At 72.3% G+C, this 23,157-nt stretch carries 24 protein-coding genes; 15 read left to right on the forward strand and 9 right to left on the reverse strand.

Features of this window, described 5'->3' with window-relative positions:
• Nucleotides 1-25: 25 nt before the first annotated feature.
• From HP507_RS17335 to HP507_RS17345, 3 genes are read right to left on the reverse strand one after another with little or no spacing between them, the layout of a single operon-like run.
• A complete protein-coding gene (locus HP507_RS17335; protein WP_175353037.1) occupies nucleotides 26-688 on the reverse strand; it encodes an HAD hydrolase-like protein in 663 nt (220 codons plus the stop codon).
• Between the two features lie 27 nt (nucleotides 689-715).
• A complete protein-coding gene (gene nucS / locus HP507_RS17340; RefSeq protein ID WP_175353038.1) occupies nucleotides 716-1,411 on the reverse strand; it encodes an endonuclease NucS in 696 nt (231 codons plus the stop codon).
• 9 nt (nucleotides 1,412-1,420) lie between these two features.
• A complete protein-coding gene (locus HP507_RS17345) occupies nucleotides 1,421-2,740 on the reverse strand; it encodes an MFS transporter (RefSeq protein WP_175353039.1) in 1,320 nt (439 codons plus the stop codon).
• 90 nt (nucleotides 2,741-2,830) lie between these two features.
• Here HP507_RS17345 and HP507_RS17350 point away from each other — a divergent pair, with 90 nt between their 5' ends.
• Nucleotides 2,831-3,985 carry a substrate-binding domain-containing protein gene (locus HP507_RS17350; RefSeq protein WP_175353040.1) on the forward strand — a complete coding sequence of 385 codons (1,155 nt, stop codon included), beginning with the start codon at nucleotides 2,831-2,833 and terminating at the stop codon, nucleotides 3,983-3,985.
• Nucleotides 3,986-4,197: 212 nt separating this feature from the next.
• Here the strand turns inward: HP507_RS17350 and HP507_RS17355 are convergent, their stop codons facing one another.
• Complete coding sequence (locus HP507_RS17355) at nucleotides 4,198-5,514, reverse strand: MATE family efflux transporter (RefSeq protein ID WP_271207348.1); 1,317 nt, start codon at nucleotides 5,512-5,514, stop codon at nucleotides 4,198-4,200.
• A 31-nt stretch (nucleotides 5,515-5,545) separates the two neighbouring features.
• On the opposite strand from HP507_RS17355, the gene HP507_RS17360 reads away from it, so the two are divergent.
• Complete coding sequence (locus HP507_RS17360) at nucleotides 5,546-6,217, forward strand: GAP family protein (protein ID WP_175353042.1); 672 nt, start codon at nucleotides 5,546-5,548, stop codon at nucleotides 6,215-6,217.
• A 24-nt stretch (nucleotides 6,218-6,241) separates the two neighbouring features.
• On the opposite strand, the gene HP507_RS17365 is transcribed toward HP507_RS17360, so the two are convergent.
• Nucleotides 6,242-7,579 (reverse strand): uracil-xanthine permease family protein, encoded by a 1,338-nt coding sequence (locus HP507_RS17365; RefSeq protein WP_175353043.1) that lies wholly within the window; start codon nucleotides 7,577-7,579, stop codon nucleotides 6,242-6,244.
• 81 nt (nucleotides 7,580-7,660) lie between these two features.
• Here HP507_RS17365 and HP507_RS17370 point away from each other — a divergent pair, with 81 nt between their 5' ends.
• Together HP507_RS17370 and HP507_RS17375 are read left to right on the forward strand one after the other, a co-directional pair.
• Nucleotides 7,661-9,643, forward strand: a complete 1,983-nt coding sequence (locus HP507_RS17370) for a M13 family metallopeptidase (protein ID WP_175353044.1) — start codon at nucleotides 7,661-7,663, stop codon at nucleotides 9,641-9,643.
• Nucleotides 9,643-10,599 carry a serine hydrolase gene (locus HP507_RS17375; protein WP_175353045.1) on the forward strand — a complete coding sequence of 319 codons (957 nt, stop codon included), beginning with the start codon at nucleotides 9,643-9,645 and terminating at the stop codon, nucleotides 10,597-10,599. The genes HP507_RS17370 and HP507_RS17375 overlap by 1 nt, the downstream gene beginning before the upstream one ends.
• 3 nt (nucleotides 10,600-10,602) lie before the next feature.
• On the opposite strand, the gene HP507_RS17380 is transcribed toward HP507_RS17375, so the two are convergent.
• Nucleotides 10,603-11,463 carry a phosphotransferase family protein gene (locus tag HP507_RS17380; RefSeq protein WP_175353046.1) on the reverse strand — a complete coding sequence of 287 codons (861 nt, stop codon included), beginning with the start codon at nucleotides 11,461-11,463 and terminating at the stop codon, nucleotides 10,603-10,605.
• 61 nt (nucleotides 11,464-11,524) lie between these two features.
• On the reverse strand, nucleotides 11,525-12,190 hold the full coding sequence (locus HP507_RS17385) for a DUF4232 domain-containing protein (RefSeq protein WP_175353047.1): 666 nt from the start codon (nucleotides 12,188-12,190) through the stop codon (nucleotides 11,525-11,527).
• A gap of 104 nt (nucleotides 12,191-12,294) precedes the next feature.
• Here HP507_RS17385 and HP507_RS17390 point away from each other — a divergent pair, with 104 nt between their 5' ends.
• Entirely contained in the window at nucleotides 12,295-12,570 is a 276-nt protein-coding gene (locus HP507_RS17390) for a hypothetical protein (RefSeq protein WP_175353048.1), read from the forward strand.
• 124 nt (nucleotides 12,571-12,694) lie between these two features.
• Complete coding sequence (locus HP507_RS17395; RefSeq protein WP_175353049.1) at nucleotides 12,695-13,894, forward strand: Fic family protein; 1,200 nt, start codon at nucleotides 12,695-12,697, stop codon at nucleotides 13,892-13,894.
• Nucleotides 13,895-13,897: 3 nt separating this feature from the next.
• Here the strand turns inward: HP507_RS17395 and HP507_RS17400 are convergent, their stop codons facing one another.
• Together HP507_RS17400 and HP507_RS17405 are read right to left on the reverse strand one after the other, a co-directional pair.
• Nucleotides 13,898-14,329 (reverse strand): NUDIX hydrolase, encoded by a 432-nt coding sequence (locus tag HP507_RS17400; RefSeq protein ID WP_276511470.1) that lies wholly within the window; start codon nucleotides 14,327-14,329, stop codon nucleotides 13,898-13,900.
• A complete protein-coding gene (locus HP507_RS17405; protein WP_175353050.1) occupies nucleotides 14,326-15,648 on the reverse strand; it encodes a glutamyl-tRNA reductase in 1,323 nt (440 codons plus the stop codon). The genes HP507_RS17400 and HP507_RS17405 overlap by 4 nt, the downstream gene beginning before the upstream one ends.
• A gap of 90 nt (nucleotides 15,649-15,738) precedes the next feature.
• On the opposite strand from HP507_RS17405, the gene hemE reads away from it, so the two are divergent.
• The 9 genes from hemE (at nucleotide 15,739) to HP507_RS17450 (ending at nucleotide 23,113) form a co-directional block, all read left to right on the forward strand.
• Nucleotides 15,739-16,872 carry a uroporphyrinogen decarboxylase gene (hemE, locus tag HP507_RS17410; protein WP_175353051.1) on the forward strand — a complete coding sequence of 378 codons (1,134 nt, stop codon included), beginning with the start codon at nucleotides 15,739-15,741 and terminating at the stop codon, nucleotides 16,870-16,872.
• Complete coding sequence (locus HP507_RS17415) at nucleotides 16,869-18,194, forward strand: protoporphyrinogen/coproporphyrinogen oxidase (RefSeq protein ID WP_175353052.1); 1,326 nt, start codon at nucleotides 16,869-16,871, stop codon at nucleotides 18,192-18,194. Before hemE ends, HP507_RS17415 begins: the two co-directional genes overlap by 4 nt.
• 99 nt (nucleotides 18,195-18,293) lie before the next feature.
• Nucleotides 18,294-18,548, forward strand: coding sequence for a hypothetical protein (locus HP507_RS17420; RefSeq protein ID WP_175353053.1), 255 nt, complete (start codon nucleotides 18,294-18,296; stop codon nucleotides 18,546-18,548).
• Nucleotides 18,545-19,003: a phage holin family protein gene (locus HP507_RS17425; protein ID WP_175353054.1), complete on the forward strand. Its 459-nt coding sequence runs from the start codon at nucleotides 18,545-18,547 to the stop codon at nucleotides 19,001-19,003. Before HP507_RS17420 ends, HP507_RS17425 begins: the two co-directional genes overlap by 4 nt.
• Before the next feature lie 45 nt (nucleotides 19,004-19,048).
• Nucleotides 19,049-19,279: a DUF3618 domain-containing protein gene (locus HP507_RS17430; RefSeq protein WP_175353055.1), complete on the forward strand. Its 231-nt coding sequence runs from the start codon at nucleotides 19,049-19,051 to the stop codon at nucleotides 19,277-19,279.
• Between the two features lie 70 nt (nucleotides 19,280-19,349).
• Nucleotides 19,350-20,075: a hydrogen peroxide-dependent heme synthase gene (gene hemQ, locus HP507_RS17435; RefSeq protein ID WP_246328209.1), complete on the forward strand. Its 726-nt coding sequence runs from the start codon at nucleotides 19,350-19,352 to the stop codon at nucleotides 20,073-20,075.
• Nucleotides 20,072-21,307, forward strand: a complete 1,236-nt coding sequence (locus HP507_RS17440) for a ferrochelatase (RefSeq protein ID WP_175353056.1) — start codon at nucleotides 20,072-20,074, stop codon at nucleotides 21,305-21,307. The genes hemQ and HP507_RS17440 overlap by 4 nt, the downstream gene beginning before the upstream one ends.
• Nucleotides 21,304-22,308 (forward strand): hydroxymethylbilane synthase, encoded by a 1,005-nt coding sequence (hemC, locus tag HP507_RS17445; protein ID WP_271207347.1) that lies wholly within the window; start codon nucleotides 21,304-21,306, stop codon nucleotides 22,306-22,308. The genes HP507_RS17440 and hemC overlap by 4 nt, the downstream gene beginning before the upstream one ends.
• A gap of 64 nt (nucleotides 22,309-22,372) precedes the next feature.
• On the forward strand, nucleotides 22,373-23,113 hold the full coding sequence (locus HP507_RS17450) for a uroporphyrinogen-III synthase (RefSeq protein WP_271207346.1): 741 nt from the start codon (nucleotides 22,373-22,375) through the stop codon (nucleotides 23,111-23,113).
• The last annotated feature ends 44 nt before the right edge of the window (nucleotides 23,114-23,157 follow it).

Here is a 23,157-nt window from a genome sequence, read left to right on the forward strand (position 1 = left end):
CCGGCACCGCCGGACGCACCGCCGCTCACGAGCCGGGCAGCAGGATCGGGAGCAGGTCGAGCGGGGTCGCGGCCTGCGCGATCGTCCCCGACGCCTCGGCGGGGGAGCCGTAGCCCCACTCCGCGAAGACCACCGGCACGCCGTGCACCGTCGCACCCTCGACGTCGTGCAGGCGGTCCCCGATGAGCACCGGGTTGCTGGTGTCGAAGCCGCGGGCGTCGAGCCGGCGCAGCGCTTCCTCGACGACGTCGGCCTTCGAGGAGCGCACCTCGTCGTCGCTCGCCCCCGTGATGATGTCGATGTGCCCGGTGAGCCCGTAGTGCTCGAGGATGTACGTCGCCGGCGTCTCGGGCTTGCTCGTCGCGGTCGAGATCGGCAGCCCGGCCTCGTGCAGGGTGCGCAGGACGACGTCGATCCCGGGGAACATCGCCGAGTCGAGGGCGCCGTGCGAGAAGTAGTGCTCCCGGTACACCGACAGGGTGTGCTCGGCCTGCTCCTCGTCCATGCACATGGCGTGGCGGAACGTGTCCATGATCGGCGGGCCGACGAACGACATCAGCGTCGCGTGGTCCGGGACGGGGACGCCGACCTTGCGGAACGTGTGGGTGAGGCTCTCGAGGATGCCCGGCGCGGAGTCGCTGATGGTGCCGTCGAGGTCGAAGAGGATGGCGCTGAACGGGCTGGTCATGTCCTGCCCACCCTACCGGCGCGCCGGTCAGAACAGGCGTGTGTGACCGCCTTCGATGCCACGCATCGCGTCGTAGTCGAGCACGAGGACGCGGATCCCGCGGTCCTCGGCGAGGGTGCGCGCCTGCGGTGCCACGGTCTGCGCCGCCAGCACACCCTGCACCGGCCGGAGCAGCGGGTCGCGGTTCATCAGCTCGAGGTAGCGCGTCAGCTGCTCCACGGCGTCGATGTTGGCGTTCCGCTTCATCTCCACGGCGACGCTCGCGCCCTGGTCGTCCCGCGCCAGGATGTCGACCGGCCCGATCGCCGTCATGTACTCGCGGCGGACGAGCGTGTGGCCGTCCCCGAGGAGCTCGATCTGCTCGGAGAGGAGCTGCTGCAGGTGCGCCTCGACCCCGTCCTTCACCAGGCCAGGGTCGACGCCGAGGTCGTGCGTCTCGTCGGCGATCACCTCGTGGATGCTCACGATGAGCTTGTCCTGCGTCTTCTTCTGCGTGACCGTCCACACCTGGGTGATGCCGGCGTCGGCCTGCTCCTCGGAGGGTTCCCCCATCTCGATCGAGCACGGCGGGCTCATCCAGTTGAGCGGCTTGTAGCTGCCGCCGTCGGAGTGCACGAGCAGTGAGCCGTCGGCCTTCAGCATGAGCAGACGGGTCGCGAGCGGCAGGTGGGCCGACAGACGACCGGCGTAGTCGACGGAGCAGCGGGCGATGACGAGACGCACGCGGGAAGCCTAACGGGAGTCGCGGCCTCCGCCGGACGAGGCCGGGTCCGTCATGGTGTCCTCGGCCTGGAGGCGCGGCTCGCCTCCGCCGTGCCCCTCGCCGCGACGGCCGGTCGCCCGGGCGGCGGCGCCGCGCTCGCGGGCGGCCCCCGACGCCAGTCCCGCCGCGATGATGAACACGAAGACCACCAGGAGCGCACCGAGCAGTCCCACGTGTTCGCCGAGGAACCCGATGAGCGGCGGTCCCGCGAGGAACGCCACGTACCCGATCGTCGCGACGGCGCTGACCCGCAGCGCGGCGGTGCGGGGGTCGTCGGCGGCGGCGGACATGCCCATCGGGAAGCCGAGGCTCGCGCCGAGACCCCACAGCACGACGCCCACGATCGCGACGGGCACGCTGTCCACGAAGATGAGCATCCCGAGGCCGACCACGGCGACCGCTGCGCTGATCCGCAGCACGGGGACGCGTCCGAACCGGTCGATGAGCGGGCTGCCGGCGACCCGTCCGGCGGTCATCGCGGCGAGGAACACCGTGAGGACGGCCGACCCGGCGGCGTTGTCGAGCCCGTGCCCGTCGATCATCGCGAGGGGGAGCCAGTCGTTCGCGGAGCCCTCGGCGAGTGCCATGCCGAGCACGATCACGCCGATGAGGAGCGTCGACGGCTGCGCCCACACCTGCCAGCGGCTGACCTGGGTCGGCACCGGGCTGGTGTCCGTGGCGACGTGCTCCTCGAAGCGGTGCTCGTCCTGGAACCGGTTCACGGCGACGAGCATGACGGCGCTCGTGAGGACGACGAGGACGATGAAGTGCCAGGCCACGGGGACGTCGAGTGCCTCGGTCAGGGCGCCGAGGCCCGCTCCGGCCAGGGTGCCGAGGCTGAACGCGGCGTGGAACAGCGGCATGATCGTGCGGCCGCCGGCCTTCTCGGCGGCGGCGCCGGACACGTTCATCGAGACGTCGCACAGGCCGTTGCCGAAGCCGAACGCGATGAGGGCGATCCAGATGGCGGCGAAGCCCCACCCGAGGGTGACCGCGAGCCCGGCGAACACCATGCCCGCGGTCAGGCAGAGGGCGGCGACCTGGACGCCGCGACGGGCGCCGAGCTTCGCGACGATGTGGCCGGCGAACGTGAGTCCGCCGATCGAGCCGACGGCCATGCCGAGCACGAGCAGGCCCATCTCGAACGTGCTGGCGTCGAGGGAGTCCCGGACGCTCGGGATGCGGCCGAGCCAGGTGGCGATGTCGAGGCCGGACAGGGTGAAGACGACGAACACCGCGGTGATCCAGGCCCTGGTGCTCGGGGCGGTGCGGCTGGACGGCGTCGTCATGGTGGTCCCATCGTGCTGTGGCGATCGTGGTGCGTGTCGCGACCCTGGTCGAATCGATTCGACCGCTGTTTCCGGCTACGCTAACGGGCGATGGACGAACCGGCAACAGGATCCGGCGCGTCGCGGGCCGGAGTTGCCCGCGCCGGTGCCGACGCCGCCGCACGCCCCGTCTCGGTCCGTGGGTCGCGTCCGACCCTCGCCGCGGTGGCCCGCGCCGCCGGGGTCGCCCCGTCGACGGCGTCGCTCGCGTTCAGCGGCAGCGGCCCCGTGTCCGAGGAGGCCAGGGCCCGGGTGCTCGCCGCGGCGGCGGAGCTCGGCTACGGGGGCCCGGACCCGCGTGCTCGATCCCTCCGCCGGGGTCGCTCGGGCGTCATCGGCGTGGTCATGGACGAACGCCTGAGCGACGCCTTCCGTGACCCGGTCAACGTCCTGACGCTCGACGGCATCGCCGAGGTCGCGGGTGCCGCCGGCGCGTCGCTGCTGCTCGTGCGGAGCCCCCTCGACGACGAACGCGGAGCCGTCCCGCTCGTCGACGCCCCGATGGACGCCGTGGTGCTCGTCGGGTGCAACGTCCGCATCGATCCCGCGGTCGCGGTGCTCCGGCGTCGGCAGATCCCCGTCGTCGCGATCGAGGCCGACGACATCGAGGGTGCGGTCCCGATCCAGCTCGACAACCGTGAGGCCTCCCGACGCGCCGCAGCCTTCCTCCGCGACCTCGGGCACGAGGCCGTCACGATCGTCTCGCTGCCCCTCGACCGTTCCCACCGCCGGGGGCCGATCGACACCGCGCGCGAGACCGAGGGCATCGCCTTCACCTCGCTCGAACGGCTCCGAGGGGTGCGCGGCGTCTACCCGGACGCGGTGGCGATCGAGACGGGCGGCAGTTCGGTGGAGGAAGGGCGCATCGCCGGCACCGCCCTCTTCGCCCCCGACGGACCCCGGCCGACCGCGGTGATCGCGCAGAGCGACGTCCTGGCCGTGGGCGTGATCTCGGCGGCGCTCGACGCCGGACTCCGCGTACCCGAGGACGTCAGCGTCGTCGGGTTCGACGGCATCACCGTGGACGACAGCCTGTTCCACCGCACCCGCATCCGGCAGCTCACGACGCTCGTGCAGCCGTTCGTGCAGAAGGGGCAGGCCGCCGCGCGCGCTGCCCTGGCCATGCTCGAAGGCGCCGCCCCGCAGCCGGCGGCCTTCCGCTCCGAGCTCCGGATCGGCGACACGACCGGGCCTCCGCGCGCGTAGCCCGTCCCGGGCCCTCCCCTCCCGCGCCGCGCCCTCCCCTCCCGCGAAAGCGACACATTCCCGCCGCGTTCTTGCGGCACCCTGTCGCTTTCGCGGAACGACCGGTGGCGCGTTCCCGGGAACTGTCGCTTTTGCGCACCGGTCGGCTCCGCCGTGTGGGCCTGGAGGCGCGGGTCGGCCCCGCACCGCGCCTCCAGTCCGTCGGCGGGGCGTCAGCGCGTCAGCGCGACCTCGATCCACCCGCGACGGTGCGCACGCAGCCCGAGCGTGACCGCCCGGATGCCGATGTACCCGAAGCAGAACACCGCCCACAGCCCGGCGAGCGTCCCGCCGGCCCACCACAGCAGCGGCAGGTAGACCACGAGGTTCACGCCTCCGGCGACCGCGAGGTACCGGGCGTCACCCGCCCCGATGAGGACCCCGTCGAGGACGAACACGTACCCGGCCACCGGCATCCCCACGGCGATGAGGAGCAGGACCACCGGCAGGGCCGAACGGACCGCCTCCGAGTCGGAGAACACCGGACCCAGCACCCCGCTGACCAGGAGCGTCAGCACCCCGAGCAGCACGCCGCCCGCGATCCCGAGCACCACCAGCCGCTTCGTCACGAGCGCCACACGATCGGGATCCCGGGCACCGAGGCCGTGACCGATGAGGGACTGTCCGGCGATGGCCAGCGCGTCGAGCGCGAACGCGAGCGTCGAGAAGACCGTGAGTCCGACCTGCGTCGTGGCGAGCCCGGTCGTGCCGAGGGCCGTGGCCGACGCGACGGTGGCGAGCATCGCGATCCGGAGCGACGCCGTGCGGAGGAACAGCCACGCCCCGGACCGCAGCGCCCGGACCACGCCCGAGGCGCCGGGCCGCAACGGCGCACCCGAGGCCCGGGCGGCCCGCACCGCGATCACGACGTACACGGCGGCCATGGCCCACTGCACGATGACGGTGCCGGCGGCCGAGCCCTCGACGCCCCAGCCGGCGCCGTAGATGAGCGCGGCGTTGAGCAGTCCGTTCGCGACGAAGCCGACCGTCGCGACGACCAGCGGTGTGCGGGTGTCCTGCAGACCGCGGAGCAGCCCCGTCGAGGCCGTCACCACGAGGATCGCCGGCAGCCCGAGGAGTGAGAGCACGAGGTACGCGGTCGCCCGCTCCGAGACCGCGGCGGATGCCCCGAACGCGGACACGAGCGGACCGGCGAGCGGCCAGCCGACGAGGCCGAGCGCCACGCCGAGCACGAGCGCGAGCCACATGCCGTCGATGCCCGCGTGCACGGCGCCACGACGGTCCCCACCGCCGAGGGCCCGGGCGACCGCGGGCGTGGTCGAGTACGCGAGGAAGACCAGCAGTCCGGTGACGGTCTGCAGCACCGCGCTTGCCAGGCCCACGGCGGCGAGCGGCGTCGCACCGAGGTGGCCGACGAGCGCCGTGTCCGTCATCAGGAAGAGCGGCTCGACGACGAGGGCGCCGAGGGCCGGCACGGCGAGCCGGACGATGTCCCGGTCGACGATCCGGGTCTCGGGGGAACGACGCACCGGGACATTCTCCCGGGGATACGCTCCGGACGTGGACACCCTCGCGCTCGTGCCGGGAGCGGTCGGCATCGCGCTGAGCCCGTTGACCGTGGCTTCGATCGTGTTCCTGCTGGGCCACCGGCGCGGGTACGGCTCGGCGGTGGCGTGCGCGGTCGGGTGGATCACCGCGATCGTGGTGGCACTGGTGGTGTCGGTGCTCCTCGGGGAGCGGCTGCCCGCGCCCTCGGCGGACGGGGCGCCCGTGCAGGCGATCGTGGCGCTGTGCGCGTCCGCGCTGCTGTTCGGTCTCGCGGCGTGGCAGTGGGTCCGGCGGCGCCTGCCGGACGGGTCGCCCGCGAGTTCCCGGTGGTCCCGCGCGATGGAGGCGATCGGTCCCGCCCGGGCGTTCGGACTCGGCGCGCTGCTGTTCCTCAGCCCGAAGCTCTTCGTGCTGGTGCTCGCTGCGGGGCTCGCCTTCGGGGATGCCGATCCGAGCGCGCTCGAGACCGTCGTCGCCGGAGCGGTGTTCGTGCTCGTGTCGGGGTCGACGGCGCTGCTGCCGATCGTGCTGGCGGTGACGCTGGGGTCGTACGCGCGCCGTGCGCTCGCCGCGGTGCGCGTGGGGATCGCCCGGTGGGGGTCGCTGTCGCTCGTGGCGGTGCTCGTGGCGCTGGCGGTCGTGCAGCTGGTGATCGGACTGGTGGGGCTGCTCGGCCCGCGCTGAGCGGCTCGTGCCCGTCGCCGTCGGTCAGTCGGTGCGCGGCTCGGCGGGGACGCCGCCGGTGGCGGCGTGGGCCTCGTCCGACACCGCCGGGGTCGGTTCGTCGGTCCCGCGTGCCCGACCGACGAGGTCCATCAGGTGGTAGACGACGATCGCTGCGATGGTGCCGAGGATGATGCCGCCGAAGCTGGCCTCGCCGAACGAGAACGTGAAGTCGGCGATGCCGATGATGAGCGCGATGCCCGCCGTGAGCTGGTTCTTCGGCTTGGCGAAGTCGACGCGGTTCTCCACCCAGATCCGGATGCCGATCACGCCGATCAGCCCGTACAGCGCCGTGGTGGCCCCACCGAGCACTCCCGGCGGGACGGAGGAGATGACCGCGCCGATCTTCGGGGAGAGCCCGAGCAGGACGGCGACGATCGCCGCCACCCAGTAGGCCGCGGTCGAGAACACCCGCGTCGCCGCCATCACACCGATGTTCTCGCCGTAGGTGGTCGTCGCCGAGCCGCCGCCGACCCCGGCGAGCACGGTCGAGATGCCGTCCGCGAAGAGCGCCCGGCCGGTGAGCGGGGTGAGGTCGCGGCCGGTGAGCTGCCCGACCCCCTTGACGTGTCCCACGTTCTCGGCGATGAGCGCGAGCACGACCGGGACGAACGCCAGGTAGATCGCGAGCTGGGACGGGTCGAACGCCGGGGCGGTGAACTCCGGCAGGCCGATCCACGCGGCCTTGCCGACCGCGTCGAACGAGACCTCGCCGCCGATGAGCGCCGCGACGTACCCGACGACGACCCCGATCACGATCGACAGTCGTCCGATCAGGCCCTTGAACAGGACGGTCACGAGGATGATCGCCGCGAGGGTGATCACCGCGACGACCGGGGCCTTCGTGAAGTTGTCGCGGGCGGCCGGGGCGAGGTTGAAGCCGATGAGCGCCACGATCGCACCCGAGACGACGGGCGGCATGAGGCGGTCGATCCACCCGGCGCCGGCCAGGTGCACCACGGCCCCGACGATCGCGAGGAGCGCCCCGACGACGATGATCCCGGAGAGCGCGAGCGGGATGCCGCCGATCTTCGTCGCGGCGGCGATGGGCGCGATGAACGCGAACGAGGACCCGAGGTAGCTCGGCAACCGGTTCCCCGTGATGAGCAGGAACAGGATCGTGCCGATGCCGCTGAAGAGCAGCGTCGTCGACGGCGGGAAACCGGTGAGGAGCGGCACGAGGAAGGTCGCACCGAACATCGCCACGACGTGCTGCACGCCGAGGCCGATCGTCCGGCCCCAGCTGAGTCGCTCGTCCGGTGCCACGATCGTCGTCGCGGAGACGGTCGCGCCGTCGCCGTGCAGCTTCCACGGAAGTCCCATGCGACGACCGTACCGGCACCCTTCCACAGGTGACGGCACCCGCCCTGCTCGATCAGGCCGACGGTGGCTATCGTGGACCGCATGACCGACGTCGCAAGCACCTCCGGGATCCACAGCGCCTCTGGGATCGGCATCGACGAGCTGGACGCCACGGTCCGCCCGCAGGACGACCTCTACCGCCACGTGAACGGCTCGTGGATCGACGCGACACCGATCCCCGACGACAAGGCTCGGTACGGCTCGTTCACGGTGCTGGCCGAGGCCGCCGAGATCGCCGTGCGGGACATCATCGAGCGCTCGCAGCAGGCCGCTCCGGGCACGGAGGAGCGCAAGGTCGGCGACCTCTTCACCTCCTTCGCAGACGAAGAGCGGCTCGAGGCCCTCGGCACCGCGCCGATCGAGCCCCTGCTCACCGAGATCGCGGCGATCGACTCCGTCGAGGAGGTCGTCCGCATGGTCGGACGCTTCGAACGCCTCGGGCTGCCGAGTTTCCTGCAGCTCTTCGTCGACAACGACCCGGGCGACCCGGAGTCGTACATGGTCTTCCTCGAGCAGTCTGGGCTCGGACTCCCCGACGAGTCCTACTACCGGGAAGAGCGCTTCGCCGACATCCGCACGAAGTACCGCGAGTTCGTCGCGGCGATGTTCCCGCTCGCCGGCTTCGAGGACGGCGGCGACCGGACCGAGAACGTCATCGCACTCGAGACCGCGCTCGCGTCGAAGCACTGGGACAACGTCACCACGCGCGACAGCCAGAAGACGTACAACAAGCTGCCGTGGGCCGAGGTCGCCGCGCTCGCCGAGGGCATCGACCTCCAGCGCTGGTGGGCAGCCATCGACGCACCGGCCGGCGCCTTCGAGACCGTCGTCGTCCGGGAACCCTCCTTCGTGACCGGCCTGGCGGAGCTGCTCCGCGACCGGCCGTTGGTCGTCTGGAAGGACTGGCTCCGCTGGCAGGTGATCCGCGCCTCCGCGGCCTACCTGACGAGCGCGTTCTCGGCGACCAGCTTCTCGTTCTACGGAACCGCCCTGACGGGTGCACCGAAGCAGCGCGAGCGGTGGAAGCGCGGGGTCTCCCTGGTCGAGGGCGCGATGGGCGAGGCGGTCGGCCGCATCTACGTGCAGGAGCACTTCGACGAGACGTCGAAGGCGACGATGGACGACCTCGTCGCGAACCTGGTCGAGGCGTACCGCCAGAGCATCACGGCGCTCGACTGGATGACCGACGAGACGCGCGCGCGTGCCCTCGACAAGCTCGACAAGTTCACGCCGAAGATCGGCTACCCGGTCAAGTGGCGCGACTACTCGGCGCTCGAGATCTCCGCCGACGACCTGATCGGCAACGTCCGGGCGATCGCGAGCTTCCAGGTCGACCGCGAGCTCGGGAAGATCGGGAAGCCGATCGACCGCGACGAGTGGTTCATGACGCCGCAGACCATCAACGCGTACTACAACCCCGGGTTCAACGAGATCGTGTTCCCCGCCGCGATCCTGCAGTTCCCGTTCTTCGAGGCCGGCCGGGACGCCGCCGCGAACTACGGTGCGATCGGCGCGGTGATCGGGCACGAGATCGGCCACGGCTTCGACGACCAGGGTTCGCAGTACGACGGTGACGGCCGGCTCGAGAACTGGTGGACCGAGGCGGACCGCACGGCGTTCGAGGACCGCACGAAGGCCCTCATCGCGCAGTACGACGCGCTCGTGCCGACCGAGGTGCCCGACGGGCACGTCAACGGCGCGCTGACGATCGGCGAGAACATCGGCGACCTCGGCGGCCTGTCGATCGCATGGAAGGCGTACCTGATCTCCCTCGACGGCCAGGAGCCGCCGGTGGTCGACGGACTGACGGGTGCCGAGCGGTTCTTCCTGAGCTGGGCGCAGGCCTGGCGGATGGCGATCCGCCCGGAAGAGGCCGCTCGTCTCCTCAGCATCGACCCGCACTCGCCGACGGAGTTCCGCTGCAACCAGGTCGTCCGGAACATCGACGTCTGGTACGACACCTTCGGCGTGACCGAGCGGGACGCGATGTACCTCGACCCGGCCGAGCGCGTCTCGATCTGGTGATGGCCGAGCCGGACGCGGCTCCGTCGTCGGAGCCGGGAGCGGCTCGCCGGTCGCGTCGACGACAGCACGCGGGCGGGGCCGACGGTCGCGCGCGCGGGCGCCACCGCGGCGGGGCGGACGAGCGGTTCGGTTCCACCCTGGAGGCGCTGGGCACGATCGCCAGGGACGGCGCGTCGGTCAGTGCGTCCGTCATCGACACCTCGACCGGCAAGGCCCTGCTGGCGGTGGACGACACGCTCGTCCAGCCGGTGGCGAGTCTGGGTCGCGTGCTGCTCCTCGTCGAGGTCGCTGCGCGACTCGAGGACGGTGGTCTGCACGGGGACCGGCTGCAGCGGATGGCGCGGGACACCGCCACCGGTGCCGGGCTCTGGCAGTTCCTGCAGGAGCCGACCATGCAGGTGTCCGACCTCGCGACCCTGGTCGGCGCGAGCGCGGACGCGTGGGCGATGAACGCACTGCTGTCGACCGTCGGGATCGACTCCGTCCGGGAACGTGCGGAGTCGCTCGGGATCGAGCGCACCGCCCTCATCGACCGGGTCCGGGACCGCCGCGGTCCGGACGACGCCCCGGACGCGTCGGTGGCACCGACGGGTGAGCTCGCCTGGCTCATGCGCGGGCTCGCGCTCGGCGAGGTCGTCGACGAGGCGGTGTCGAACCGGGTGCTGGGATGGCTCTCGCTCGCGTCCGACCTCAGTCTCGTCGCGGGCTCGTTCGGCCTCGACCCGCTGGCGCACCGGGCACTCGACCACGGTCTGCAGGTCGTGTCGGTGACCGGATCGAGCACGGGGGTCCGAGCCGAGGCGGGGATCCTCCGCGGTCCGGGGTCGTCGGTCAGCTACGCGGTGACGGTGACGTTCGACGACGCCTCGCTGCAGCGACGCCTGGCCGTGATCGAAGCGCTGCGGACGATGGGCACCGAGGTGCTCGAGGCCGTGCACGAGCCCGCGGTGCGCTGAACCTCAGCGCAGGATGCGGTCTCCGATGAGCGAGCGGACCCACGCGTCGAACCGCTGCCGGAGGACCCGTCCGTCGATCTCCGGCCGCCCGACGCCGGCGTAGTTCGGGGCCCACGTCTCGACGTACGTGTCAGCTCGGGCGGCCGCGATGACGTCCCACGCACGGACGTCCGGGACCCGGCGACCGGCGGCGGCCTCGTAGGCGGCGAGGAACCGATCGGCGGCCGAGGCCGACCCGAGCAGCACGAGGTCCTGGCGGCACCAGGCGAGGTCGACGCCGCGTGGGGCGGAGCGGGCGCCGGACCAGTCGACGACCCCGCTGAGTCGGTCCCCCTCCCACAGGGTGTTGCCGCTCCAGAAGTCGCCGTGGGTGAGCACGCGCTCGAGGTCGGCCTCCCGCCAGGCCTCGTGTGCGAGGGCGGCGAGTCGGCCCGCACGGAGGGTGGGCCGGCGGACGTCGTCAGGCAGCCCCGCGGGGTCCAGCCGGTGGATCGCCGCGAGGGCGGCACCCATCTGCTCCCCGATCACCACGGGATCGAGGTCGGCGGCCGGTGGCCCTCCCGGCAGCGCCTCGGTCACGATGAGGGGGTGGCCGTCGGTCTCGCCGTGGGCGAGGAGCCGTGGTGCGAGTCGGCCGAGCGGGCGGAGACGGTGGAGGACAGCGAGCTCGCGGACCACAGCGTCGTCGGAGCGTGGGAACGCGCGGACCACGGCGTGGTCGGCGTGGTCGGCGTGGTCGACGTCGCCGGAGACCAGGAGCGTGCGGGCGTGCTGTCCGCCGGTGAGCTCGCGGTCGAGGACCAGCGGCCGTCCGAGGAGGTCCGCAGCCGCGGCGACGAGGGCCGGTGAGGTGAGCTGGTCCACGGCGTCGAGCGTACTGTCGCGCCCGGTCGGGGCACCGTCGTCGCAGGTGCGACCCCGTCGGTCAGTCGGCTGCCTGTCCCTCCGGGACGAGCGCCTGGACGTTCAGCACCGTCACGTCGGTGGACCGGCAGGCCGTGTAGTCCGTGGCTGCCACGAACAGGGACTGCTTCGACCCGGGCGGGTAGACCCGGAAGCCATCGGGGGAGACCGGGTCGCACTTCCCGGACGGGTAGTTCTCGGAGTTGGTGATCTTCAGCGGTGCGACCGCCTCCTGCCCCGCGGCGAGGGTCACGGTGGGGTGCGCCGAGGCGCGGTCCTCGGATGCGGCGTTGCCGAGCTGCGTGCCGTTGGTGTCCCCGACGAAGGACACCCCGGGCCAGCCCTGCAGCGTGCAGGTCGTCGCGCCGGTGTTCCGCAGGACGAGGTGCACGTACGTGCTCCCGGCGGCGCCACCGCTGCCGGCCTCGATGCTGCCCGCCAGCGACGACGTCGCACATGCGGCGACCCCGCCGGATCCGCCGGCGGCACCACCGGACGGCGCAGGCGACGACGCTGCGGATGTCGACGCCGTGGAGGACGGCTCGGGCGACGGTGCTGCGGTGACGGTCTTCGTCGCCGTCGCCGTCGCCGTCGGGGTCGGGGTGCCGTCCGAGGAGCACCCGGCGAGGAGCCCGACCGCGGCCAGGCCGGTGGCGATGAGGACTGGGGTGCGGACGCGACGTTGCATGACCCAACGCAATCACCTCGCCGGGGTACACGATTCGGGAGCCACCCAGCCGTCGCGGGCACACTCACGACCACGAGCCGAACCCACGAGCAACGGAGGTCGACATGGCAGGGAAGCACGAACAGGCACGCGGTGACGAGGGCCGTTCGGACGGCGTCGAGCCGCGGGCAGGCGCCTTCACGGACAGCGAGATCCCGGGGGAGACGCCCGTCGTGACGGACGAGCCCGCGGGCGAGTTCGTCTCGAGCGACATCCCGGGCGAGACGCGACCCGACGGCGGCGAGGGTGAGGGCGAGTACGTCGAGTCGGACATCCCCGGCGAGGTCGAGCCCGCTCCCGACGGCGAGGTCGGCCACTACACCGACCGCGACCAGCTCTGATTGTCGCCCATGATCAAGCTTGCGTACGTAAGCTTGATCATGGGACCATGTTTCCATGGGCTCCTACGAGACGGTTCGCCGCCAAGGTGACCCGGCGGCATCGTCTCGCCCGTTCCGTTCGCCCATGGTGTTCCAGGCGTACGTCCCGGACCGGCTGTCCGAGCGCTCGATCAGGCTCGAAGGGCTCGCAGGGGCGGCGATCCTCGAGGCCACGCTCGCCGTCACCGAGTCGGAGACCAGATCGACCGTCCTCGGGAGCGCCGATGCGCTCGGACGGATGCTCCTCCGGGCGGAAGCTGTCGGGTCCTCGATGATCGAGGGGCTCGAGGTGTCCCCGCGCAAGCTCCTCGAGGAAGAGGCGAAGGGCACGGACACACCGGGCCAGTGGAGCACCGCGCGAGAGGTGCTCGGCAACATCGACGCGATGACGTTCCTGGCGGAGGCCGTGACGCCGGGCCGAGAAGTCTCGCTCGAGCTGCTCCTGGAAGCGCACCGGCGTCTGATGACGGCATCCGTGACGCCCGAGTACGGCGGAGTGGTCCGCACCTCCCAGAACTGGATCGGTGGACCGACGCCCACGAGCGCCGCGTTCGTCCCCCCGAGACCCGAGCTGGTGCCGGAACTCCTGGACGATCTCATGGTCTTCGTCAACACGAGCACACTCCCGCCGATCGCGATCGCGGCGATCGCTCACGCACAGTTCGAGACCATCCACCCCTTCGCCGACGGCAACGGCCGCATCGGGCGCGCCCTCATCCACGCGGTACTCCGCTCGCGGGCCCTCACCGTGCAGTCAGCCCCACCCGTGTCGCTCGTCCTCGCGACCCGTGCGTCGGAGTACGAGTCCGCCCTGCAGCGGTACCGTTCGACGGACGAGCCCGATTCCGAACCCGGCCGTGCGGCGGTCGATCAGTTCGTTCGGCTCTTCGCCGATGCGATGGCCGAGGTCGTCGACCGGATGGACCAGTTCGAGAAGGAGCTCGAGGCGATCAGAGACACATGGCGAGGAGCCCTCGCCGGTGTGCGATCCGACTCCGCGGCATGGGGTGTGCTCGACGTGGCACCGAGGATGCCGGTGCTCACGATGCACACCTTCGCCGCCGCGACCGGGAAGAGCGAGCAGGCAGCGAACACAGCGCTCCGGCTGCTCGTCGAGCGGGGAATCCTCGTGCAACGGTCGGTAGGCCGCCGAAACCGTGTCTTCGAGGCGGACGCTGTCATCGGAGCCCTTGCACTGCTGGAGCGTCGACTGGCGTCTCCTGCCGGCGACACAGCGCAGGAACCCCCGGTGCGCCGCGTTCCTGCGGCACCGCCCCGGGGATGAGCCTCAGTCGATGAGCTCCGCCGCCACCAGGCGGCGGAGCGTCTCCACGCCCGCCGGCGGGCAGCGGTCCGAGTCCGCCGAGGTGACCCACTCGACCTCGTCCACCTCGGCGGAGGCGACGGGCGTGGCGGAGTCCAGCGCGCCTCCAGGCCGGACCAGGAAGAGCGCCATCGCGACCATCGTTCCGGGTGCCTGCCCATGGGCGGGCTCGGTGACGGTCCCGAACGCTTCGACCTCGTCGGCCGTCAGGCGCAGGCCGGTCTCCTCGAACGCCTCGCGGATGACGGCCTCGACGTCGGTCTCGTGCGGTTCGGCCTTGCCACCGGGCAGGTAGAGGACGTCGCGCGCCCGCGCACGCACCATCAGGACGCGTCGGTCCCGCACCAGCAGCAGCGCACTGACGCGCAGGGTCGCGGGGACGGAGGGGAGGCTCAGCTCGCGTCCGCCTCGTCGGTGCGCTCCGGTACGGCCCGGTCGGGCGCGGTGCGCTCCGCCAACGGCACGACCGGTGAGGGCAGCTGGGCCTCCGCCTCGGGGCGCACGCCGAACAGGGCGTCGAGCGCCCCGACGAACTCCTCGCCGCGGCCGGCGCGACCGAGCTCGCGCGCCCGCACGGAGGGGCGGTGCAGCAGGACGCCGACGAGGTGCCGGAGTGCGCGCTCGGTCTGCTCGGCGGATGCGTCGTCACCGTCCGCGCGGCGCTTCGCCCGGTCGATCTCGTCGTCGAGGATGTCGAACACGTGCTTGCGGAAGGCCACGAGCGCCGGGGTGGTCGACTGCTCGAGGGCCTGGGCGCGGAAGCGGGACACGGCGTCGTCGACCATCGCGCGGGCCTCGGACTCGGCGTTCAACTCGGCGATGGGGGCGTGGATGCTGATGGTCTCGAGGTCGAGGAGTTCGACGCCGTCGACGTCCGCGGCGTCCGGGTCCACGTTGCGGGGGAGTCCGAGGTCGATGACGATGCGGCGGCCGCCGTCGTCGAGGTCGGCGGGTTCGACGACCGGGACCTCGCTCGAGGTGCAGGTGATGACGACGTCGCTCGTGGCGATGGCCTGGCGGAGGTCCGACGCGGCGACGAGGTCGTGCTTCGCGGCGAACCACGGTGCCCGGCCGGACGGGGAGAAGACCTGGATCGTGGTGGCGCCGCGGTCCCGGAGGGCGGCGATCGTGGTCGCGGCGTAGCTGCCGGTCCCGACGAGGAGCACGCGGGCCCGGCCCCAATCGGTGACGCGGGAGGAAGCGAGCTCGAGGCCGAGACGGACGAGCGACCGGCCGGCGGCTCCGATCCGGGTGCGGGTCTTCACGCCGCGGGAGGTGTGCGCCGCCTCTTGGAAGAGCCGCTCGAGGGCCGAGGTGGTGGTGCCGTTCGACCGGGCGTCCTCGAGCGATCGACGGACCTGTCCGGAGATCTCGGTCTCGCCGACGACGACGGACTCGAGGCCGCTCGAGACGGCGAAGAGGTGCTGGACGACGTCCTTGCCGCCGAGCACGTGGACGGAGTCGAGGACCTCGGCGGGGTCGAGGTCGCTCGCGGCGGCGACGGCGTCGACGGTGGCCGAGACGGCGGAGTCGCGGTCGTCGCCCGCGATGTCGAGGTAGGCCTCGAAGCGGTTGCAGGTGGCGAGGACGACGGCCCCGTCCAGCACGTCGGAGTCCGTCACGAGACGGCTCGCGGCGGTCGGTGCGCCGATGCTCAGTCGCTCCAGGAGATCGAAGCTGGCGTTGCGATGCGACGCCGTGAGACAGATGAGCACGTGTTCCATGGTAACTCGCGTCGCGACCGGTACCGTTTTCCATCGCGCGTGCACGGGATACGTCCTGTTCGCCGATGGGAGAATCATCCGGTGACCGACGCACCCACCACCGTCCTCCCCGCCTCGCACCCGCTCGCCTCCGGGCGCACGTCGGGCTCGCCGCTCGTCCGGGCGCTCCGCGGCGACCGGCCGGAGACCCTTCCGGTGTGGTTCATGCGGCAGGCCGGCCGCTCGCTGCCGGAGTACCGCGAGCTCCGCGTCGGCACGGCCATGCTCGACGCGTGCCTCGACCCCGAGATGGCGTCGGAGATCACCCTGCAGCCGGTGCGCCGGCACGGGGTCGACGCGGGCATCTTCTTCAGCGACATCGTGGTGCCGATCAAGCTCGCGGGCGTCGACGTCGAGATCGTCCCGGGGCGCGGGCCGGTGCTCGGCTCGCCGATCCGCTCGGCGGCCGACGTGGACGCGCTCGGGACCCTCGACCCGGGGGCGCTCGCACCGATCTCCGAGGCCGTGACGAGGACGGTCGAGCAGCTCGGCGACACCCCGCTCATCGGCTTCGCCGGCGCACCCTTCACGCTGGCTGCCTACCTCGTCGAGGGCGGTCCCTCGAAGGACCACAGCCGCGCTCGCACGCTCATGCACGCCGACCCGGAGACCTGGTCGCGCCTGCTGGGCTGGGCGGCCGAGGTGTCCGGAGCGTTCCTCCGGGCCCAGGTCCTCGCCGGGGCCTCGGCGGCGCAGCTCTTCGACTCGTGGGTCGGCTCGCTCTCCCGAGCGGACTACGTGCACTCCGTCGCGCCGCACTCCGCGGCGGCCCTGGCCCACGTCGCCGACCTCGGCGTCCCGCGCATCCACTTCGGCGTCGGCAGCGGTGAGGTCCTCCGGGACATGACCACGTTCGGCACGGACACCGTCGGCGTCGATGCGGTCGGCGTGGACTGGCGGCTGCCGCTCGACGAGGCCGTCCGCCGCGTCGGCACCGGGGTCACCGTGCAGGGCAACATCGACCCGGCGATGCTCTCCGCGCCGTGGGAGGTGCTCGAGGCCCACGTGCGGGACGTCGTCCGACGCGGTGGTGCCGCCCGCGCGCACGTCGTGAACCTCGGCCACGGGGTGCCGCCGGAGACCGACCCGACGGTCCTCACCCGGATCGTGTCGCTCGTCCACGAGCTCGGCGACGGGACGGACGGGACGGACCGGACGACCGGAGCCGACGCGTGACGGACGTCGTCGTGGTCGGTGGCGGGGTCGCCGGCCTCGTCGCCGCGCGGGACCTGGCGAAGGGCGGCGCACACGTCGTCCTCGTCGAGGGCTCCGGCGTCCTCGGCGGCATGGTCCGCCGGCACACGGTCGCCGGCCTCGACCTCGACATGGCGGCGGACTCGTTCGCGACGCGCAACGACGCGGTCGGGCGGCTGGCGATCGAGCTCGGTCTCGGGAACGACGTCACCACGCCCGATCCCCGGGGCGCCTGGCTGATGACCCGCGACGGGCGCACCTCCCCGATCCCGCAGACCGGGCTGCTCGGCATCCCCGGCAGCCCGATGGCGGCGGACGTGCTCGCGGTGGTGGGGCAGACGGCGGCGCTGCGGGCGCAGATGGACTCGCTGCTGCCGTCCCTCGTCGGCTCGAAGGCGACCTCGCTCGGCGCGATGGTCCGGAAGCGGATGGGCGAGCAGGTCCTCGACGACCTCGTCGTCCCGATCGTCGCCGGCGTGCACTCCACGCACCCGGATCACCTCGACCCCGACCGCGTGGCACCCGGCCTGCGTGCTGCCCTGCTCCGAGAGGGCTCGCTCGCCCGGGCCGTCCTGGCGCTCCGCGCACGAGCGACCGCCGGGTCCGCCGTGCAGGGCCTCCGCGGCGGCATCGTGCGGCTCGTGGACGAACTCGTCGCCGACATGGAGACCTACCGCGTCGACGTCCGGCTGCGCGCCCGGGCGACCGCGATCGAGCAGCACGCGGTCGAGGTCGTCACCGCCGACGGCGAGGCCGAGCGACTGCCGGCCGAGCACGTGCTCGCCTCGACGCCCGACCCGGCTCGCTCCGCCGCGGCCTCGCGCACGGGCATCGAACTCGTGACGCTCGTGGTCGACCAGCCCGAGCTGGACGCCGCGCCACGGGGGACCGGGATGCTCGTGCACCCGGACGCCGAGGGTGTCCAGGCGAAGGCGCTCACGCACGCCACCGTGAAGTGGCCCTGGCTCGCCGAGGCGGCGGGCGGACGGCACGTGCTCCGCCTCAGCTACGCGACCGGCCGTGGGGCCGTCGGTGACGGGGAGCCCGTCGGCACGAGCCTCCCGGTCGACCCGGCCGACGCCGTCGGGACCCGTGCCACGCGCGACGCCACCGCCCTGCTGGGCGTCCCGGTCGTCCCGGAAGCCGTCGTCGGCGCCGCGCGTGTCCGCTGGAACGGACCCGACACCACGCCGGCCGGTCTGGCGGAGGGTGTCGTCGGCATCGGGGAGGCCTCGACCGGTCGCGGCCTCGCCGGGATCGTCGCCGCTTCGCGCAGTGCCGCTGGACGCATCCTGGATTCCTGAGCGGACCCCACGCGGGGGGAGGGCTACTGTTGCAGGAACGCCGGACGTATTCCGATCGGCGCATGACCACCGCACACTGACCCAACGGAGGAATCGCACATGCGAGGAAAGCTCCTGTTCGTCGCCGGCGCCGCACTCGGGTACGTCCTGGGATCACGAGCCGGACGGGCGCGGTACGAGCAGATCAAGACCGTGAGCGGGAAGATCTGGAACAGCAACGGCGTCCAGAAGGGCGTCCACGTCGCCGAGGACTTCATCGCCGACAAGACCCCGGACGTCGCCGAGTTCGTCGGTGAGCAGACCAAGAAGGTCGTCCGGAAGGTCGGGCAGAAGAAGGACGACGCGACATCATGACGGACACCCGCGACCGCAAGCCGCGTTCGCTGTTCGGCCTGGTCGGTGACGTCCCCAAGCTCGTCAAGGAGCTGGTCAAGGGCGAGCTGAACCTGCTCAAGGCCGAGATGCTGACGAAGGCGAAGATCTTCGGTCTCGCCGCAGGTCTGCTCGTGGGCGCGCTCGTGATCGTCCTCTACGCGATCGGCGTCCTGCTGACCGCGGCCGTGATGGGGCTCGCGACGGTGATGCCGGCGTGGCTCGCGGCGATCGTGATCGCCGTGGTGATGCTCATCGTCGCCGCGATCCTCGGGCTGCTCGGCTGGAAGCGCCTGAAGAAGGGGCTCCCGATCACGCCGAAGCGCACGATCGACAGCGTCAAGAACGACGTCAACGCGGTGAAGGGCCTGGGCAAGAAGCCGACGCCCCCGACGCAGTACGGCGCCCGCAAGCCGGACGTCAGCGGACGCTTCTAGCGGTTCCCGCCCGGTTCCCACCCGCACCACCCCCGGAGGACTCACGTGACCGATCAGCACGACGACCTGGCCGACCGCGTCGCGGCGACCCGCGCGCAGCTGTTCGACACCCTCGACGCGATCGAGGACAAGCTCAACGTGCCGAAGCAGATCGGCATCGCGGCGTCGAAGGTCAAGCGCGGGGTCGACGAGAACCCGGTGCCGTACCTGGCCGGCCTCGCAGCGGGCGTGGCGGTGGTCGGGGGTATCGTCGTAGCGGTGCTCCGACGGCGGTAGACCGCCTGATCGGTGGTCCTCCGGACGCGGCGCGCAGCCACGACCCAGGCAACCGACAGGACAAGGAACCATGAGCTCCGACGTGCACTCCCTTGCACACGAGACCGACCCCGCTTCGGGCATCGACCCGAACCTGCTGACGGCGTACGCCCTCTGGGCCGTGTTCCGCCGGCCACTCGGCCCGATCCACCGGGCGGGCGACGACGCCGTGGCCGAACTCGACGCCGTGGTCGACGCAGCCGCCGAGCGCGGCGTGACGATCCGCGGTTTCTACGACGTCTCCGGTTTCCGTGCGGACGCCGACGTGATGGTGTGGCTGCACGGCGACGACGCGCAGGCGATCCAGTCGGTCCTGCGCGAGATCCGCCGGACCGGACTGTTCCAGGACGCCGAGCCGGTGTGGCACGCGATGGCGATGCACCGCGAAGCGGAGTTCAACAAGCGGCACACCCCCGCGTTCCTGCGCGGCAAGGACCCCGAGGCGTGGATCACGGTGTACCCGTTCGTCCGCTCCTACGAGTGGTACCTCCTGCCCGACGAAGAACGCTCGAAGATGCTCCGGGACCACGGGATGCAGGGTGCCAAGTACCGCCGCGTGCTCACGAACACGATCGCCACGTTCGCACTGAGCGACTACGAGTGGATCCTCCCGCTCGAGAGCCCCGACCTGGTGGACCTCGTCGACCTGATGCGCGATCTCCGCTACACCGAGGCGCGCATGCACGTGCGCGAGGAGGTCCCCTTCTTCACCGGTCGTCGGGTGACGACCGCAGAGTTGCCGGAGGTGCTCTCGTGACCGACACGTCCCACATCACGAACGGCCAGGCCGTCATCGGTGCGACCCCGGCGGCGGCCGACGGCCCCGAGCACGTCGAGGTCCCGGTCGCGTACGACGCGATCCTGCTCGCCGGCTTCGGCGGACCCGAGGGGCAGGAGGACGTCATCCCGTTCCTCCGGAACGTCACGCGCGGTCGTGGCATCCCGGACGAGCGCCTGGAAGAGGTCGCGCACCACTACCGGCACTTCGGCGGCGTGAGCCCGATCAACGACCAGAACCGTGCGCTCAAGGCGGCGCTCGAGGCCGAGCTCGCGAGCCGCGGCGTGGACCTGCCGGTGCTCTGGGGCAACCGCAACTGGGACCCGTACCTCGAGGACGTCGTGAAGGAAGCGGCGGACAAGGGCTACGGCAACCTCCTCGCGATCGCCACGAGCGCGTACTCGTCCTTCTCGAGCTGCCGCCAGTACCGCGAGGACTTCGCTCGCGTGCTCGACTCCACCGGGCTGATCGACACCGTCAGGATCGACAAGGTCCGGCAGTTCTTCGACCACCCCGGCTTCGTCCGTCCGTTCGTCGAGGGCGTGCGTGACGGCCTCGCGAAGGCGATCGCCGAGAACGAGGGCCTCGACGTCGCGACCGAGGTGCAGGTGCTCTTCTCGACCCACTCGATCCCGTCGACCGACGCCGCCCGGTCCGGCCCGGACTTCCGCGGGTTCGGCGAGGGCGGGGCGTACGCCGCCCAGCACGAGGCCGTCGCCCAGGTCGTCCTCGACCAGGCGTGGGCGGAGCTGCTCGAGCAGCCGGAGCACGAGTCGCTCCGTGGCACGAGCAAGCCGGCGTGGAAGCTCGTCTACCAGTCGCGTTCGGGGCCCCCGAGCATGCCGTGGCTCGAGCCCGACATCAACGACTACATGAACGAGACGCTCAAGGGCGGCCCGACGCGTGCGGTCCTCATCGTGCCGCTCGGCTTCGTGAGCGACCACATGGAAGTCATGTGGGACCTCGACGAAGAGGCCACCGAGACCGCCGGTGAACTCGGCTTCTGGTCGATCCGGACGCAGACCCCGGGCGTGGACCCGGCCTACGTCGCCGGTCTCGTGGACCTCGTCCTCGAGCGCGTCAACGGAACGCCGACCAGCGAGCGTCCGCACGTGACCGACATCGGACCCTGGTACGACGTGTGCCGTCCGGGGTGCTGCGAGAACGTGCGCGCCGGCTTCAAGCCCGCCGCTGCGGGGCTGGCACCGTGACCGGCGACAACGGCACCGTGACCGCCGACAACGGCACCGCGGCCGGCGGCGGCCCCGCGCCGATCCGCCTCGGCACCCGCGCCAGCCGCCTCGCCGTCGCACAGTCGCAGGACGTCGCCGACCGCCTGGCGAAGGCGGCGGGGCGTCCCGTCGAGCTCGTCACGGTGACGAGCGAGGGTGACACGAACCGCGCCTCCCTCGCGAGCCTCGGCGGCACCGGCGTCTTCGCGAGTGCCCTGCGCGAGGCCCTGGTCGCCGGCGAGGTCGACGTGCTCGTGCACTCGCTCAAGGACCTGCCGACCGCCCCGTACCCGGGCCTGACGATCTCCGCCGTGCCGAAGCGCGCGGATGCACGCGACGTCCTGGTCGCCAGGAACGCCGCGACGATCGAGACCCTGCCCGAGGGCGCGAAGGTCGGCACGGGGTCGCCCCGCCGTGTCGCCCAGCTCAGGGCCGCACGTCCCGACCTCGAGGTCGTGGACATCCGCGGCAACATCGACACCCGCCTCGGCCGGGTGGACGACGACCTCGACGCGGTCGTGCTCGCCGCCGCCGGGCTCACCCGGATCGATCGCCTCGACGTCGCGACCGAACTGCTCGACCTCGGCTCCTGGCCGAGTGCCCCGGGTCAGGGCGCGCTCGCGATCGAGACGCGTGCGGACGAATCGGACCGGAACCTGCTCGCCGCGCTGAAGAAGATCGAGCACGCGGCCACGCGTCTGACGGTGACGGCCGAGCGCGAGGTCCTCGCGAAGCTCGAGGCCGGCTGCTCCGCCCCGATCGGTGCGACCGCCATCGTGGACGCCGAGCTGCTGCTCGTCTCCGCCACGGTGTACCGGCCCGATGGTTCCGAGCACCGGACGGCGTCGCACGCGGCTGTGCTCGACGGCTCCGCGCAGGACCGGCTGACCGAGGCGCTCGAGCTCGGTGGCCGCGTCGCCGCCGAGCTGCTCGAGAACGGCGCGGCGGAGCTCGCGGACATCGCGAGCACTTCGAAGTAGGACCGTCACGGACACGCGGGCGCCCGTCGTCGTCATCCCCCGGGGTGGCGACTGGGGCGACCGCGTGGCCGCTGCAGCGCGCGAGCGCGGGCTCGACCCGCGGATCGTCCCGCTCATCGCGGCGGAGCCGCCGACCGACCCAAGCCCGCTCGACCGTGCGGTCCGGCGTCTGCTCGCCGCTGCTCCGCTCGGGAGGCGCGACTCCCCGCCCGGCGAACGAACCAGCACGGCCGGTTACGGGTGGTTGGTGGTGACCAGTGCGACGGCGGTGCGGGTGATCGCGGAACGCGTGTCGCGCCTCCCGTCCGACCTGCGGGTGGCAGCGGTCGGCGAGGCGACCGCGCACGCCGCGCGTTCGGCGGGGTGGACCATCGACCTCGTCCCGCCGGATGCCTCGGCTGCGGCGCTGGCCACCGCGTTGCCCGACTCCCCGGGCACCGTCCTCTTCCCGCGGTCCGACCTCGCCGCACCCACGCTGGCCGAGGGGCTCCGGGGTCGCGGGATCGACGTCGACGACGTGGTCGCGTACCGTACCGTGGGGACCGGTGACGAACCGGTCGCCCTCGACTCCCCGCCCGACGCCGTGCTCGTGACGAGCGGCAGCGTCGCACGGCAGGTCGCCCGCCGGATGACACCGATCGACGCCCGCACCCGGATCGCCTGCATCGGCCCCGGGACCGCCGACCTCGCCCGTGCCGAAGGCCTCCCCGTGCACGTCGTCGCCCGCGCCCGGTCGGCCGCGGCGCTGCTCGACGCCGTCGCCTCCGAACTCCACCCCCATCCCGATCAGGAAGGCCAACCGTGACTGGACGCTTCCCCCAGGTCCGCCCCCGTCGTCTGCGCGCGACC

The sequence above is a fragment of the Curtobacterium pusillum genome, assembly GCF_013359865.1.
GTDB classification, from domain to species: Bacteria; Actinomycetota; Actinomycetes; order Actinomycetales; family Microbacteriaceae; genus Curtobacterium; species Curtobacterium pusillum.